The sequence below is a fragment of the Amnibacterium sp. genome (assembly GCF_036559085.1).
In the GTDB taxonomy this organism is placed as follows: domain Bacteria; phylum Actinomycetota; class Actinomycetes; order Actinomycetales; family Microbacteriaceae; genus Amnibacterium.
The window spans coordinates 16372-30425 of sequence record NZ_DATBTU010000067.1 but is presented as its reverse complement, the minus strand read 5'-3'; the positions used below and the strand labels follow the sequence as shown (position 1 = coordinate 30425).

The window sequence follows — 14054 nt, the reverse complement described above, 5'->3', positions numbered from 1 at the left end:
ACCCGGCAGCCGCTGAGGGCCGGCCCGACCTTCGGACGCGCGGCGCCGGATCCCGGCGGCCGCGGATCCGGCGCCTACCGTCGAGCGGGTGAGCATCGATCGATACGGCGCGGACGTGCTGGCGGACGGCGGCTGGAAGAAGAAGGCCCCGCCGCCCAAGGTGGTCGAGGCGGTGCGCGACCTCGTCGTCGAGGAGGTCGCGAGCGGCTTCGTCGGCGCGGTCGTCGGCGTGGAGGGGCGGATGGTGCGCCTCGAGGACCGCCGCGGCAAGGTGCGGGTGTTCCCGATCGGGCCGGGCTTCCTGATCGACGGGCAGGCGGTCGCGCTGCGGGTGCCCAAGGTGGGGCCGGCGTCGTCCCGGCCGCTGCGGAGCGCATCCGGGTCCTACGCGGTCGCGGATGCGAAGGCCCGGGTCGCGCGCGGCAGCCGCATCTTCGTCGAGGGCCGCCACGACGCGGACCTCATCGAGAAGGTGTGGGGCCACGACCTGCGGATCGAGGGCGTCGCGGTCGAGTACCTGGAGGGCGTCGACCACCTCGACGAGGTGCTGAAGGTCTTCAAGCCGGACCCCGAGCGGCGCGTCGGCGTGCTCGTCGACCACCTCGTCGCGAACAGCAAGGAGAGCCGCATCGCCGCCGCGGCGACGAAGCCGTGGGGGAACACCGTGCTCGTCGTCGGGCACCCCTACATCGACATCTGGCAGGCCGTGAAGCCCGAGCGGCTGGGGATCAAGGCCTGGCCGGTGATCCCGCGCGGCATCGAGTGGAAGCACGGCATCTGCGCGGCGCTGAAGTGGCCGCACGAGGACCAGGCGGACATCGCCGCCGCGTGGAAGCGCATCCTCAGCCGCGTCGACCACTACGGGCACCTCGAGCCGGCGCTGCTCGGCCGGGTCGAGCAGCTGATCGACTTCGTCACCGCGTAGCCCGGAATCGCGCCGTTCCGGAGTTCCTGCGCGACACGCCGGGTCCGGCGCTCTTCGGGCGGCGTGTCGTCCGATTTCTCCGGAACGGCGCGATGGGGGTCAGGCGCCGAGGCGGTGCAGGGCCCAGTCGATGCGGCCAGCGTCGAGGGTGAGCACGCCGTAGGTGCGATGCGGCTGGCGTCGCCGGTCGGTGGGGGAGCCGGGGTTCAGCAGGCGCAGCCCCGCCGGTGTCGTGGAGTCCCACGGGATGTGGCTGTGCCCGAAGACGAGCACGTCGGTCTCCGGGAACCGGGCCTCCATCCGCGGCTCGCGGCCCACGGATGCGCCGGTCTCGTGCACGACGGCGAGTCGGACGCCCTCGAGCTCGCGCCGCGCGACCTCGGGCAGCCGCCGGTGCAGCTCGGGTCCGTCGTTGTTGCCCGCGCAGCCGAGCACGAACGGCGCGCGTGCCTCGAGCAGGTCGAGGGTCGCCTCGTCCACCCAGTCGCCCGCGTGCACGACGCCGTCGGCGGTCGCGAGCTCGGCCAGCACCTCGTCCGGCAGCACCTTCGCCCGCTTCGGCAGGTGCGTGTCGGCGAGGACGAGGAGACGGACCGGCATCTCCCCATCCTGGTCCGGGTGCCCGTGCAGGTGCCTCTGCTTTTCTCGCCTGCATGGCCGACGCCCGATACACCGCGATCCTGTTCGACATCGACGGCACCCTCGTCGACTCCAACTACCTCCACGTCGACGCGTGGGCCCGCGCCTTCGCGGATGTCGGGCACCCGGTGCCGGTCTGGCGGATCCACCGGGCGATCGGGATGGACTCCGGCAAGCTGCTCGAGGTGCTGCTCGGCGACGACCTCGACCGGCTCGGCGACGAGGCGAAGGAGCGGCACTCGACGCACTACAAGCGCGACGCCGAGCGGCTGCGCTCCTTCGAGCAGGCGCAGGAGCTGCTCCGCGAGCTCGCCGGCCGCGGTCTGAAGGTGGTGCTCGCCACCTCCGCGCCGCAGGAGGAGTTCGAGGTGCTGCAGCAGGTGCTGCAGATCGACGACGCGGTGGCCGAGTACACGACCTCGGAGGACGTCGCGGAGGCGAAGCCCGCACCCGGCGTGGTGCAGATGGCGCTGAAGAAGGCGGGCGTCGAGCCGGGGGATGCGCTGATGGTCGGCGACGCGGCCTGGGACATGCAGGCGGCGAAGAAGGCGGGGGTCGACGGGGTCGGCGTGCGCACCGGCGGGATCGGCCCGGGGGAGCTGACGGATGCGGGCGCGATCGCCGTGTACGACGACGTCGCCGACCTGCTGCAGCGCCTCGACGAGAGCCCGATCTACCGCGGCTGAACGGTCGTGCGGCGCTCGGCGGACGCTCATCCGCCGTTCGTACTCTCGAACACATGAGCGATGACACGACGGAGATGCTGGGCGGACCCGAGGGCTCCAGCACCGAGAAGGACCCGAGCGACTGGGTGACCGGCGACGAGCCCGCGACCGGCGCCCAGAAGAGCTACCTCGACACCCTGGCGCGCGAGGCGGGGGAGCAGATCCCCGCTGACATCACGAAGGCGGAGGCGTCGGAGCACATCGACCGCCTCCAGGACAAGACGGGCCGCGGCCAGTAGGCCCAGCCGTCACGACGACGGCGATCCTGCCGGCAGACGGCCGGATCGGGCTGATCCACGGTCTTCCGGCCGGATCGCCGTCATCCGGATGCGCCCTCGTCCCGGCCGTAGGCATCCGTCCCGGCCCTAGGCCGACACACCGCACGACGGCCTACACCGGGCACACCGCCCTACACGCGGCACGGCCGGCCCGCCATCCATGCCGAACCCGCGCCCGCCGACGCCCGCAGCGCGAGGTTGCGGGCCCGGACGGCGTGAGCGCACCGGCAGTGCGCGTCACCCCTTCGCCGCCGCCGCCCGCAGCTTCTCGAGGAGCGGCTCGGCGACCTCGTCGAGGAAGCGCTGCTGCAGCCGGTCGCCCACCTGCACGACGGCGATGTCGGTGAAGCCGGCCTCCCAGAGCGGTCGCACGCCCTCGACGAGCTCGTCGAGGTCGGGGCCGCAGGCGATGCTCTCGGCCACGTCCTCCTTGCGGACGAACCTGCTCGCCGAGGCGAAGCCGTGCGGCGTCGGCAGGTCGGCGTTCACGCCCCAGCCCCCGCCGAACCAGCGGAACTGCTCGTGCGCGAGATCGATGGCCTGCTGCTTGTCGGGCGCCCAGCAGATCGGGATCTGCCCGATCTTCCGCGACGCGGGCGCATCCGATCCGCGGGCGTCGTCCCAGCCCCGCAGCAGCTCGGGCTTCGGGTCGGTCGCGATCAGGTGGTCGGCGAGCGGCGCGAACCGCCCGACCGAGGAATCTCCGGAGACCGCGAGGCCGATGGGCACGCCGCCGTCGGGCGCATCCCAGATCCGGGCGGAATCGACTCGGAAGTACTCACCCTCCCAGGTCACCAGCTCGCCCGTGTGCAGCGCGCGGATGATGTGCACGGCCTCCTCGAGCATGTCCTGGCGCTGCTGCACCGGCGGCCAGCCCTGGCCGACCACGTGCTCGTTGAGGTTCTCGCCGGCGCCCATGCCCAGGATGAAGCGGCCGTCGGAGAGCACCTGCATCGTCGCCGCCTTCTGCGCGACGACGGCCGGGTGGTAGCGGATGGTCGGGCACGTCACGTAGCTCGCGAGCTCGACCCGGCTGGTCGCGTGGGCGACCGCGCCGAGCATCGTCCAGGCGTAGCCCGCGTGCCCCTGCTCGGTGAGCCAGGGCGAGTAGTGGTCGCTGGAGACCTCGAAGTCGAAGCCCACCTCCTCGGCGCGGATGCCGTACGAGACGATCTCCTTCACGCCGCTCTGCTCGGTCATCAGGGTGTACCCGAACCTCGTCATGACTGCTCCTCCCGTGTCGGTCGCGGGTCACGCTAGGAGCCGCGCCGGGCAGGCGGATGGGACCGGCCTGAGTGCCGGCCGCGGGTGCGCCGTGCGCTACGCCCTGCGCAGCGCCAGCCGATCCCTCCTGCGCAAACGACGGAGAAACCGCATCAGGGCACCTGTTCATGGGGATCCAGGGGCCTTGCGTGCGAGAACTCCGTCGATTGCGCAGCGAATCGCAGGGGTCGCGGGCGAGAAGGGCTGCAGGCGGCCCCGTCCGCTCGAAGACGGCTGGGAGCGGACGGCCGCGGGAACGAGGGCGACCGCCCGGCGTCGCAGAATGCTGAGGTGACCCCGGCCGGCCTCCTGCGCGCGAAGCTGCTCGAGGTGCTGTCGGGGCAGCCCGCCGGCATCCCTGAGTGGACGCGGGCTCTGTCGGACGGCGAGGACGCCGGCTACTTCGAGCCGGACGGCGCGGTGTGGGCCGTCCACCGCGACATCGCCACCCTCGTCGCCGGTCCCCGGGCCCTGCTGATGCAGGCCCTGCACCCGGGCGCGATGGCCGGCGTGCACGACCACTCCCGCTACCGGGAGGACCCGTTCGGGCGCCTCGACGGCACCATCCGCTGGATCACGACGGTGAGCTTCGGCAGCACCGGCCAGGCGCGGGGGGCGAGCGCGTGGGTGTCGAGGATCCACGAGCGGGTGCGCGGCACCTACCTCGACGCGTCGGGGAAGCCCGTGCCCTATGCGGCCAGCGACCCCGACCTGCTGTCCTGGGTGCACCTCGCCTTCGCCGACTCGTTCCTCCGCACCCACCTGCTCCTCTCCACGAATCCGATCCCCGGCGGAGCCGACGCCTACGTGCGCGACTGGGCGCTCGCGGGCGAGCTGATGGGGGTCGCGGATCCGCCCCGGTCGGTCGCCGAGCTCGACGCGCAGCTCGACGCGGTCTGGGCGAGCGGCGTGCTCAGGGCCGACGACCGGGTGCGCGACGCCGTGCGCTTCATCCGCCGGCCGCCCCTGCCCCGGCTGCTCCGGCCGAGCTACCCGCTGCTGTTCAACGGCGCCGTCGCCGCCCTGCCGCCGCGGGCGCAGCGGATGCTCGGGCTGCGTCCCGCGGGGTCGATCGGGATCGCCGCGACGCGCCGGGTGCTCGGCATGACCGCCGCGCTGCTCGGCCCCGCCGCGGCGGTCGGGCAGGCCCGCGAGCGGCTCGCCCGCCTCGAGACCACACAGCAGCCGGTCGGCGGCCGCACGGAATAGTCGGTCCCGCTTCCGGGCCGTCGCCCTCGAGCAGAAGGAGATCCACATGCCCACTCGCACCGCACGCACCGCCTGGGACGGCGGCCTCATGGACGGCTCCGGCCACGTCGAGCTCTCGAGCTCCGGCGTCGGCACCTACGAGGTGTCGTTCCCCCGCCGCACCGCCGACGAGGCGCAGGGCGTCACGAGCCCCGAGGAGCTCATCGCCGCGGCGCACTCGGCCTGCTACGCCATGCAGCTCTCCGCCGTGATCGCCGAGGCCGGCGGCACGCCGCACTCGCTCGACGTGAAGGCGGACGTCTCCCTCGGCCCGGACACGCAGGGCTTCCGGATCACCGGGATCGTCATCACGGTGCGCGGCGAGGTCGAGGGCCTCGACGCCGACGGCTTCGCGAAGGCCGCCCAGGACGCGAAGGACACCTGCCCGGTGAGCAAGGCGCTGACCGGCACGACGATCACCGTCGACGCGGCACTCGTCTCCTGACCACGAGCACCTGAGCAGGCTGCCAGCGCTTCAGCGCGGCCAGGGGATGCAGCGCGAACTCGTCCGCGACCGCGCGCAGCTCGGCCTCCGACGGCCGGTCGAGGCCGATCCACCCGGACCCGTGCCGCTGCTCGACGAGGTCGACGATCTCCTCAAGGCTCGACGGATCCGGGGTGCGGCGGCCGTCCACGTACACGGCGTTGTCGACGATCGGCATGCGGCAGAGCCTGGGAGCAGCAGGGAGGACGTCCGCCTCGGCACGAGGGCTCTGCCACGGCGTGTAGCCTCCGGAAAATGACCCGGATCGCCGCGATCGCGACGGCCCTGCCGGGCCACGCCTACGCGCAGGGCGAGATCACGGACCTGCTCGCGCCGATGGTGACGCAGGATCCGCGGAAGCAGGCCGTGATGCGCCGCATCCACTCCTCGGCTCACGTGGCCACGCGCCACCTCGTGCTGCCGCTCGAGCAGTACCGCACGGCGCTCACGTTCGGGCAGACCAACGACCGGTTCGTCGGTGAGGCCACGCGGCTCGCGGCCGCCTCGCTGCAGGAGGCGCTCGACGCCGCCGGCGTCGCGCCCGACGAGGTCGACTTCATCGTCTTCACCTCCGTCACCGGCATCTCGGCGCCGTCCGTGGACGCGCTGCTCGTGCCGCTGCTCGGCCTCCGGGAGGACGTGAAGCGGATGCCGATGTTCGGCCTCGGCTGCGTCGCCGGCGCCTCCGGACTCGCCCGCGCGCACGACTACCTGGTCGGGCATCCGAACGAGGTCGCCGTGCTGCTGTCCGTGGAGCTCTGCTCGCTGACCGTGCAGCGCGACGACGACTCGATGGACAACATCGTCGCGAGCGGCCTGTTCGGCGACGGCGCGGCGGCGGTCGTGCTCGTCGGCGAGGAGCGGGCCGAGCGGCTCGGCACCCGCGGGCCGAGGGTCGTCGACACCCGCAGCCGGCTCTACCCGGGCAGCGTGAGCACGATCGGCTTCCGGCCGAGCGAGACGGGCTTCCGCGTGATCCTCACCGCCGGCGTCGTCGACGTGATCGACGCGAACTTCCCGGGCGACGCCCGGGCGTTCCTCGGCGCCCACGGGCTCACGATCGGGGACGTCGGCGCCTGGATCGCCCATCCCGGCGGCCCGAAGGTGCTCGAGTCGTTCCAGCGGGGGCTCGACCTGCCCGACGGCGCCCTCGCGCGCAGCTGGGAGTCGATGGCGAAGGTGGGCAACCTCTCGTCGTCGAGCGTGCTCCACGTGCTCGCGAGCGAGCTCGGCGCGCCCCACCTGCGCGACGAGTACGGCCTGCTGTTCGCGCTCGGCCCCGGTGTCAGCGCCGAGTTCGTGCTGCTGCAGTGGGGCGACCCGGCCGCGCTCCCGCTGCCGACCGCGGCCTGATCGGCGTCCGCCGTGGCCGCATTCACGCACGACTGGTGGATCGCCTACTGGTGGTACCTCGCGCTGCTCGCCGGTGCGGCCGCCGAGCGGTTCCTCGAGCTCGTGATCTCACGCCGCAACCTGGGGTGGGCGCTGGCCCACGGCGGCCGCGAGGAGGGCATAGGCCACTTCCCGGCGATGGTCGCGCTGCACTCCGCGCTCGGCGTCGCCTGCGTGCTCGAGCCGCTGCTCGCCCCGCGGCCGTTCCTGCCCGCGCTCGGCATCACGGCCGTCGTGCTCGTGCTCGCCTCGCAGGCGCTGCGCTACTGGTGCATCCTGACCCTCGGCCACCGCTGGAACACCCGCATCGTCGTCGTGCCCGGCCTGCCGCTCGTACGCCGCGGCCCCTACCGGTTCCTGTCGCATCCGAACTACGTCGCGGTCGCGCTCGAGGGGATCGCGCTGCCGCTCGTCTTCACGAGCTGGGTCACCGCCGTCGCCTTCACGGTCCTGAACGCGGTGCTGCTGCTGCGGTTCCGGATCCCAGCGGAGGAGGCGGCGATGTCGCGCGCGCTCGCCGAGAGCCGCTCATGATCCCCGACCTCGTCATCGTCGGCGGCGGCCCGGTCGGCCTCGCGACGGCGATCGCCGCGCGCCTGCGGGGGCTCGAGACGGTCGTGCTCGAGTCCCGCACCGGCCTCATCGACAAGGCCTGCGGCGAGGGCCTCATGCCCGGGGCGGTCGCGGTGCTGGCCCGCCTCGGCGTCGATCCGCCCGGGGTCCCGATCACCGGCTTCCTATACGCGGATGCGCGCCGGTCCGTCGCCCACCGCTTCCCGGGATCACCGGGCCGGGGCGTCGAGCGCCTCGCACTGCATGGCGCGCTCGCCGCGCGCGCGACCGACCTCGGCATCGAGGTGCGCCGGGCGAAGGTGGCGGGGCTCGAGCAGGACGCCGACGGCGTGACGGTCGCCGGCATCCGCGCCCGGTACGCGGTCGGCGCCGACGGGCTGCACTCCGCCGTGCGCCGGGCCGTCGGGCTCGCGCGGCCGGCCGCCGGCCGCGACCGGTACGGGCTGCGCCGGCACTTCGCCGTCGCGCCCTGGACCGACCTGGTCGAGGTGCACTGGCGGGCGGCCTTCGAGCTCTACGTCACGCCGGTGCGGGCCGACCTCGTCAGCGTCGCGGTGCTGGGCGGCCGGGGGCTCGACCTCGCCGCGGCGCTCGCCTCCTGCGCGGACGTCGCGGCCCGCCTCGCCGGGGCGAGCGCCGCGGATCCGGTGCGCGGCGCCGGTCCGCTCCGGCAGGTGACGGTGCGGCGGGTCGCGGGCCGGGTCGCCCTCGTCGGCGACGCCGCCGGCTACGTCGACGCGCTCACCGGCGAGGGCCTCGCGGTCGGGCTGGCGGGCGCCGAGCGGGTGGCGGCCGCGGTCGCCGGCGGGGACCTGCGTGGCTACGACCGGGACTGGTCCCGCGCGACGCGGCCGCACCGGCTCGCCACCGAAGCGGTCCTGCGGCTGGCCGCTTCGCCGGTGCGGGGCTCCGTCGTGCCGCTGGCCCGCGCGGTGCCGCCCCTCTTCGGCGCCGTCGTCGACGTCCTCGCGAAGCCGGTGGCCCGATGACGGCCGCGTTCCTCATCCGCTCGCCCGACGAGGAGGACTGGCGCGAGGTGCGGGACCTCCGCCTCGAGATGCTCGCCGACACCCCGATCGCGTACCTCGAGACGCTCGCTGCGGCACGCAAGCACGACGAGGCGTACTGGCGGCGCCGCGCCCGGCCCCGCGGGGACGGCTCGATCTCCGTCGTCGCGGTGCACGAGGACGGCCGGTGGATCGGCACCATGGCGGGCGTCCCCGGCGCCACCGGGCCCGTGCTCGTCGGGGTCTACGTCGCCCCCGGGTACCGCGGGCGCCGCGCGGGGGTCACCGACGCCCTGCTCGGCGCCGTCGAGGACTGGGCGCGGCGCTTCTCCGACGTGCTGCGGCTCGAGGTCAACGAGCTGAACACGCGGGCGCGCGCCGCGTACGAGGCGCGCGGCTTCGTGCTGACCGGCGCGACGAGCCCGTATCCGCTCGACCCGCCGTCCCTCGAGCTGGAGATGATCAAGCGCCTCTGACGCGCCAGGGGATGTCGGTGCCCGGAGGGAGGATGGGCGTGTGACGGTCAAGGGCGGTCAGGGCGAGCGCCAGGTGTCCGCGCCCGACGTCGACAGCTCGCGCGCCACCGTGCTGCACGTCGACATGGACGCGTTCTTCGCGAGCGTGGAGCTGCTCGAGCACCCCGAGCTGGTCGACAAGCCCGTCATCATCGGCCACGACGGCGGCCGCGGCGTCGTCTCGTCCGCGAACTACGCCGCCCGCCGCTTCGGGGTGCGCTCGGCGATGCCCGTCGGCCGGGCGCTCCGCCTCTGCCCGCAGGCCGTCGTGCTGCGGCCCCACTACGAGAAGTACCGCGAGGCGTCCGCGGCCGTCATGACGATCTTCCGGTCGGTCACGCCGATCGTCGAGCCGCTGTCGATCGACGAGGCGTTCCTCGACGTGGCCGGGGCGGTGAAGCTCTTCGGGCCGCCCGCCGTCATCGCGGCCGAGCTGCGGCGGCGCGTGCACCGCGAGACCGGCCTCACCTGCTCGGTCGGCGCCGGCGCGTCGAAGTTCATCGCGAAGCTCGCCTCCACCCGCTCGAAGCCCGACGGCCTCCTCGTGGTACCGCCGGACCGGGTGCTGGAGTTCCTGCATCCGCTGCCGATCGACGCGCTCTGGGGCGTCGGCCCCGCCACCCGGGACGCCCTCCAGCGGCGGGGGATCCGGCTCGTCGCCGACCTCGCCGCGACGCCGCCCGACGTCCTGACGAAGTGGGTCGGGCCGGCCGCCGGCACGAAGCTGCACGACCTCGCCTGGGCGCGCGACCCGAGGCGGGTCTCCACGCACCGCGTCGAGAAGAGCATCGGGCACGAGAACACGTTCGGCCAGGACATCCGCGACGAGGAGCAGCTCCGCCGCGAGCTGCTCGAGCAGGCCTCCCGGGTCGCCGTGCGGCTGCGTGCCGCCGGCTACCGGGCACGGACGATCTCGCTGAAGCTGCGGTTCGCGGACTTCACGACGGTGAGCCGGTCGCACACCCTCGCCGAGCCCACCGACCTCGCGAAGCGCATCCACGAGGAGACGACCGCGCTGCTCACGGCGGAGCGGCTGCGCGGCCGCGCGGTGCGGCTGCTCGGCACGCGGGCCGAGCAGCTGATGCGCGCCGAGGACGAGATGCTCGGCCTCTGGTCCGACGACGAGCAGTGGCGGGGTGTCGAGTCCGCCGCGGACCGCGCCGTCGCCCGCTTCGGTGCAGGTGCCGTGCGGCCCGCCGCGCTGCTGCATGCACGCGGCCGGGACCGCGAGCGGCTGGTCGACACCGAAGGCTGACCGCTGGTTCCCAGCCGGCATCAGCACACTGTCAGCATGGCGGGGGTCCGGGGGCCACGCGTGGGCAGCCGCGCGTCGGCGCGGGGGAGTGGGGGGAGGCGGCCGTCGCCGTCGCGTCCACCTGCGAACCCGTGAGCGCCGTGTCGGTCGTCGAGCCCGCCCGCGGTCGGCGGAGGGAGTCGTCGCGGCATCGCACCTCCCGGTCCGCAGGGCTGCCCGGCTGGTTCGCCTGGATGCTCCGCAGCGGCACGCCGCTCGTGTCGCTGCTGCCCGCGCTGGTCGCCGTCGTGCTCGTGCAGTCGCTGTCGCCCGCCGCGCAGCGCCTGCCGACCGGCGACGCGCGCTTCGCCCTTGCCGGCGGATGGGCGGCCACGTCGGCGGGCGGCCTCCACGGCTACGGCCACTGGTTCACGACCCCGGTCATCGGCTGGCTGCAGCTCGGCGCCCTCGACCGGCTGCTGCTCGGCGGCGACGCGCAGACGGTCCTCGCCGCGGCGCACGGGGGGATGCTGCTGACGACGCTCGCGGGCGTGGCGCTGCTCTGGTTCGTGCTCCGGCGCGCGGGCGCCAGCGGCCTCGCGGCCGGCGCCTCGACCGCCGCCTTCGGCATCGCACCGGTCGCGATCGCGGTGCACACCCAGGTGGTGCCCGTGAACGTCGCCCTCGTGTGGCTGCTCATCGCCGCGCTGCTCGTGCTCGGCCGCCGCGGCATCGGCGGGTCGGTCGCCATCGGCGCCCTGGCGGCCACCGCGGTGCTCACCGCCCCGATCGCGCTCATCGCCCTGCCCGGCCTCGTCTGGGCGTACCTGCTCCCGCACGACCGACGGGAGCGCACCCTGCTCCGGGCCGTGGGAGCGCCGCCCGTGCAGCCGTCCCGGCGACCCGCGATCGGCGCGCTCGCCGGCTTCCTGGTCGTCCTGGCCATCGGCCTGCTGGCCGGCCTGCTGGTCGCCCGGTCCGGCGGAGCTGCCGGCTCCGCGGATGCGATCGGCGCGGCCGCCGCCGGCCAGGCCGCGTTCCCGGCCCTCGGCGCCGCCAGTGCTGTCGCCTGGCTGCGCGCCGATCCGCTGTCCCTCCTGCTCGGCCTCGTCGCGGTCGTGCTCACGGCGCGGTCCTGGAGCATGGCGCCGGTCACGCTGCTCGCGGCCCTCACCGCGATCGTCGCGTTCTGGCCGGACGGCCAGGACCCGGTGGGGCCGATCGTGCTGCTGCTGCCCGTCTTCACGCTCGCGACCGCCGTCGTGATCGACCGCGCGGTCGTCGCGCTCGGAGACCCGCGGTTCGCCGTCAGCGCCATCGGCTCCGGATGGTTGATGGGCGTCCTCGCCCTCATCGTGGTGGCCGTCGTCGTCTGGGTCGGCGCGCTGCCAGCGCTGCAGCCCGGCGCCCGGCAGCCCGTCGTCCGCGCGGAGGGGTGGGTGCGGCGGTCGGTGCCCGCCGGGCAGGTCGTGCTCGTCGACCTCGGCACCTGGCCCGACCTCGTGACCGGCACCCGCGCCCGCGTCGGCTGGTTCGCCCCCGCCGAGGACGCGCCCGCGCCGAGCTCGGCCCCGTGGTCGACCGCCGATTACCTCGTCACCACGGGTCCCGAGCTCGCCGCATCCACGGGCGCCTCGCAGGCCGTGCTCGCCCGGTCGCTGCCCGTCGCCCGGTTCGGCGTCGGCGCCGGCGCGGTCGCGGTACGGGCCGTCCGCAGCACCCCCGCCCCGACGCCGTCCGCGACGCCGCCGACCGCGGCGGAGCGGCGCGCCGCGGACGCGAGGAAGCGCACCGGCGCCGAGCTCGCGCAGAACCCCCGCCTCACCGTCGACGGCCCCGACCGCGCGCTGCTGCAGGGCGGGGAGGTCGACAGTCGCATCGCGATCGTCCTCGGGCAGCTGCTGTCCCAGCACACCGTCACGATCGGCGGATTCCCCGCGCTCGCAGGCGACACGGGTACCGTCCGCAGGCAGGCCGTGATCAGCGCGATCGACGGCCGCCCGGTGCCCGCCGACGCGGACGCCACCGGCACGGTGCTCCGGTACCTGTCGTCGCTCCGCGGGGACTACGCCACATCGACCATCGACGCCACCGACGCGGGCGTGCTCGCCACGTTCGCCCCAGATCCCACCTTCGTTCCATCGCCCTGACCGAGGAGCTCCCCATGTCCGTCCGATCCCGCCCCCTCGCCGCGGCCGCCGCGCTGCTCGCCGCGGCGCTCGTCGCGCTGCTGCCCGCCCTGCCCGCCGCCGCGGCGTCGGGCGACACCGGCTGGGTCCGTGTCGCGCACCTCTCACCCGACACGAAGCAGGTCGACGTCACCCTCTCGAGCCTCTCCGGCGGCACGACGCTCTACAAGCTGTCGAGCGTCGGGTACGGGGCGGTGTCGCAGTACATCAAGCTGCCGCCCGGCACGTACGCGATCGCGATGGTGCCCGCCGGAGCGCCCGCCGGCAGCACGCCGGTCGTCAAGGCCTCGGTGACCGTGGACGCGGGCAAGGCCTCGACCGTGGCGGCGCTCGGGCTGAACAAGGACCTCCAGACGCACGTCTACGCCGACGACCTCACCGCGCCCGCGTCGGGCAAGTCGCGGGTGCGGGTGCTGCAGGCGTCGACGAAGCACGACACCGTCACCGTGAAGGTCGGCTCGCAGGCCGTCGCGTCCGACCTGTCGTTCGCGGCCGCCAGCCCCTACACGGACGTGTCCGCCGGATCCCAGCCCGTCACCCTGACCGGCGGCGGGGCCTCGAAGACCTCCACCGTCTCGCTGCCGGCCGGGAGCGTGCACACGCTCTTCGTGCTCGACAACGCCTCGGGCGGCCTCACGGTGAGCCCGATCCTCGAGAGCTCCGCGGCGGCGGTCACGCCGACCGGTGCGATCGACACCGGGGCGGGCGGCCTCGCCGGTGCCGGTGCGACCCCGGCGCTCGCCGGTGGGCTCGCGGCGCTCGCCGGCGTCGGCGGACTCGCGGCGGGCGGCGTGCTCCTGCGCCGCCGGACGGCGAGCCCCCAGCACTGATGCTCGGGGGCCGGTGGAACGGTGATGCGCGGCGACGACTCGTCGCCGCGCTGATCGCCGTCGCCGTGCTCGCGGACGGCGGCGTCGCCGCGGTCGCGCTCGCGGCGACCACCGCGCAGGCGAGCGCCCACGCCGCCGCGGTCCACCGAGCGGCGGCGCTGAAGGTCGCGGCGGCGACCGAGGCCGAGCACGTCGCCCGTGGCGCGGCCCGCGGGCTGCAGGACCCGCAGCCCGCACCGACGACGTCGCGCTCGACGGCGAGGCCGATCCGGGTGCTCATCCCGTCGATCGGCGTCGACGCCCCGCTCGAGACGCTCACCCGCGACGCGAAGGGCGTGCTGCAGCCTCCGACGGCGTGGGCCGACGCCGGCTGGTACGCGAAGGGTGTGGTGCCGGGCGACGTCGGGGCCGCGGTGATCGCGGGGCACCTCGACACGACGAAGCGGGCCGCGGTGTTCGTCGACCTGCGGCAGCTGCGCGCAGGGGACCGCATCCAGGTGCGGATGTCGGACGGCCGCACCCTGCACTTCAGCGTCACGGCCGCGAAGGTCGTGCAGAAGGCGCTGTTCCCCACCTCCGCCGTCTACGGCGCGACGCCCGACGCGGAGCTGCGGCTGATCACATGCAGCGAGCCCTTCGACGAGGTGCACGGCATCTACGCCGACAACCTGGTCGTCTTCGCCACCCTCGACGCGTAGGCCCGGAGCCCGGCCACCCGGGCCGCGAGCGCTGTCCGCACGGACAACTGTCGG

At 74.7% G+C, this 14054-nt stretch carries 16 protein-coding genes; 13 read left to right on the top strand and 3 right to left on the bottom strand.

Annotation, left to right across the window (positions count from 1 at the left end):
- Window positions 1–88: 88 nt before the first annotated feature.
- On the top strand, window positions 89–925 hold the full coding sequence (locus VIG76_RS11985) for a DUF3097 domain-containing protein (RefSeq protein WP_414640639.1): 837 nt from the start codon (window positions 89–91) through the stop codon (window positions 923–925).
- A gap of 99 nt (window positions 926–1024) precedes the next feature.
- Here VIG76_RS11985 and VIG76_RS11980 read toward each other — a convergent pair whose 3' ends face one another.
- Window positions 1025–1525 (bottom strand): metallophosphoesterase family protein, encoded by a 501-nt coding sequence (locus VIG76_RS11980; RefSeq protein ID WP_331954419.1) that lies wholly within the window; start codon window positions 1523–1525, stop codon window positions 1025–1027.
- Window positions 1526–1578: 53 nt separating this feature from the next.
- Between VIG76_RS11980 and VIG76_RS11975 the strand changes: the two genes are divergently transcribed.
- Together VIG76_RS11975 and VIG76_RS11970 are read left to right on the top strand one after the other, a co-directional pair.
- Window positions 1579–2250 (top strand): HAD family hydrolase, encoded by a 672-nt coding sequence (locus VIG76_RS11975; RefSeq protein WP_331954417.1) that lies wholly within the window; start codon window positions 1579–1581, stop codon window positions 2248–2250.
- A gap of 53 nt (window positions 2251–2303) precedes the next feature.
- Window positions 2304–2528 carry a DUF3072 domain-containing protein gene (locus VIG76_RS11970; protein WP_331954415.1) on the top strand — a complete coding sequence of 75 codons (225 nt, stop codon included), beginning with the start codon at window positions 2304–2306 and terminating at the stop codon, window positions 2526–2528.
- A 276-nt stretch (window positions 2529–2804) separates the two neighbouring features.
- Here VIG76_RS11970 and VIG76_RS11965 read toward each other — a convergent pair whose 3' ends face one another.
- Window positions 2805–3791, bottom strand: a complete 987-nt coding sequence (locus tag VIG76_RS11965) for a TIGR03557 family F420-dependent LLM class oxidoreductase (RefSeq protein ID WP_331954413.1) — start codon at window positions 3789–3791, stop codon at window positions 2805–2807.
- Between the two features lie 330 nt (window positions 3792–4121).
- Between VIG76_RS11965 and VIG76_RS11960 the strand changes: the two genes are divergently transcribed.
- Window positions 4122–5039 carry an oxygenase MpaB family protein gene (locus VIG76_RS11960; RefSeq protein ID WP_331954411.1) on the top strand — a complete coding sequence of 306 codons (918 nt, stop codon included), beginning with the start codon at window positions 4122–4124 and terminating at the stop codon, window positions 5037–5039.
- Window positions 5040–5085: 46 nt separating this feature from the next.
- Entirely contained in the window at window positions 5086–5523 is a 438-nt protein-coding gene (locus tag VIG76_RS11955) for an OsmC family peroxiredoxin (RefSeq protein ID WP_331954409.1), read from the top strand.
- Here VIG76_RS11955 and VIG76_RS11950 read toward each other — a convergent pair.
- Entirely contained in the window at window positions 5495–5740 is a 246-nt protein-coding gene (locus VIG76_RS11950; protein WP_331954407.1) for a hypothetical protein, read from the bottom strand. The two genes, VIG76_RS11955 and VIG76_RS11950, sit on opposite strands and share 29 nt — an antisense overlap.
- A gap of 77 nt (window positions 5741–5817) precedes the next feature.
- On the opposite strand from VIG76_RS11950, the gene VIG76_RS11945 reads away from it, so the two are divergent.
- From VIG76_RS11945 to VIG76_RS11910, 8 genes are all read left to right on the top strand, one after another.
- A complete protein-coding gene (locus tag VIG76_RS11945) occupies window positions 5818–6915 on the top strand; it encodes a type III polyketide synthase (RefSeq protein ID WP_331954405.1) in 1098 nt (365 codons plus the stop codon).
- Between the two features lie 12 nt (window positions 6916–6927).
- The gene (locus tag VIG76_RS11940) at window positions 6928–7488 is read left to right on the top strand and encodes an isoprenylcysteine carboxyl methyltransferase family protein (RefSeq protein WP_414640638.1); all 561 of its coding nucleotides are present in this window, start codon (window positions 6928–6930) and stop codon (window positions 7486–7488) included.
- A complete protein-coding gene (locus VIG76_RS11935) occupies window positions 7485–8516 on the top strand; it encodes an NAD(P)/FAD-dependent oxidoreductase (protein ID WP_331954403.1) in 1032 nt (343 codons plus the stop codon). The genes VIG76_RS11940 and VIG76_RS11935 overlap by 4 nt, the downstream gene beginning before the upstream one ends.
- Window positions 8513–9010 (top strand): GNAT family N-acetyltransferase, encoded by a 498-nt coding sequence (locus tag VIG76_RS11930; protein ID WP_331954401.1) that lies wholly within the window; start codon window positions 8513–8515, stop codon window positions 9008–9010. Before VIG76_RS11935 ends, VIG76_RS11930 begins: the two co-directional genes overlap by 4 nt.
- A 40-nt stretch (window positions 9011–9050) precedes the next feature.
- Window positions 9051–10304: a DNA polymerase IV gene (locus tag VIG76_RS11925; protein WP_331954399.1), complete on the top strand. Its 1254-nt coding sequence runs from the start codon at window positions 9051–9053 to the stop codon at window positions 10302–10304.
- A gap of 131 nt (window positions 10305–10435) precedes the next feature.
- Window positions 10436–12433: a hypothetical protein gene (locus VIG76_RS11920; RefSeq protein ID WP_331954397.1), complete on the top strand. Its 1998-nt coding sequence runs from the start codon at window positions 10436–10438 to the stop codon at window positions 12431–12433.
- A 14-nt stretch (window positions 12434–12447) separates the two neighbouring features.
- On the top strand, window positions 12448–13302 hold the full coding sequence (locus tag VIG76_RS11915; RefSeq protein ID WP_331954395.1) for a DUF4397 domain-containing protein: 855 nt from the start codon (window positions 12448–12450) through the stop codon (window positions 13300–13302).
- Window positions 13302–14000 carry a class F sortase gene (locus VIG76_RS11910; protein ID WP_331954393.1) on the top strand — a complete coding sequence of 233 codons (699 nt, stop codon included), beginning with the start codon at window positions 13302–13304 and terminating at the stop codon, window positions 13998–14000. The genes VIG76_RS11915 and VIG76_RS11910 overlap by 1 nt, the downstream gene beginning before the upstream one ends.
- Window positions 14001–14054: the final 54 nt, after the last annotated feature.

Coding starts and splice junctions, on each gene's coding strand:
- VIG76_RS11910 (WP_331954393.1), top strand. CDS start 13,302: ATGCTCGGGGGCCGGTGGAACGGTGATGCGCGGCGACGACTCGTCGCC.
- VIG76_RS11975 (WP_331954417.1), top strand. CDS start 1,579: ATGGCCGACGCCCGATACACCGCGATCCTGTTCGACATCGACGGCACC.
- VIG76_RS11915 (WP_331954395.1), top strand. CDS start 12,448: ATGTCCGTCCGATCCCGCCCCCTCGCCGCGGCCGCCGCGCTGCTCGCC.
- VIG76_RS11955 (WP_331954409.1), top strand. CDS start 5,086: ATGCCCACTCGCACCGCACGCACCGCCTGGGACGGCGGCCTCATGGAC.
- VIG76_RS11945 (WP_331954405.1), top strand. CDS start 5,818: ATGACCCGGATCGCCGCGATCGCGACGGCCCTGCCGGGCCACGCCTAC.
- VIG76_RS11935 (WP_331954403.1), top strand. CDS start 7,485: ATGATCCCCGACCTCGTCATCGTCGGCGGCGGCCCGGTCGGCCTCGCG.
- VIG76_RS11970 (WP_331954415.1), top strand. CDS start 2,304: ATGAGCGATGACACGACGGAGATGCTGGGCGGACCCGAGGGCTCCAGC.
- VIG76_RS11965 (WP_331954413.1), bottom strand. CDS start 3,791: ATGACGAGGTTCGGGTACACCCTGATGACCGAGCAGAGCGGCGTGAAG.
- VIG76_RS11950 (WP_331954407.1), bottom strand. CDS start 5,740: ATGCCGATCGTCGACAACGCCGTGTACGTGGACGGCCGCCGCACCCCG.
- VIG76_RS11980 (WP_331954419.1), bottom strand. CDS start 1,525: ATGCCGGTCCGTCTCCTCGTCCTCGCCGACACGCACCTGCCGAAGCGG.
- VIG76_RS11930 (WP_331954401.1), top strand. CDS start 8,513: ATGACGGCCGCGTTCCTCATCCGCTCGCCCGACGAGGAGGACTGGCGC.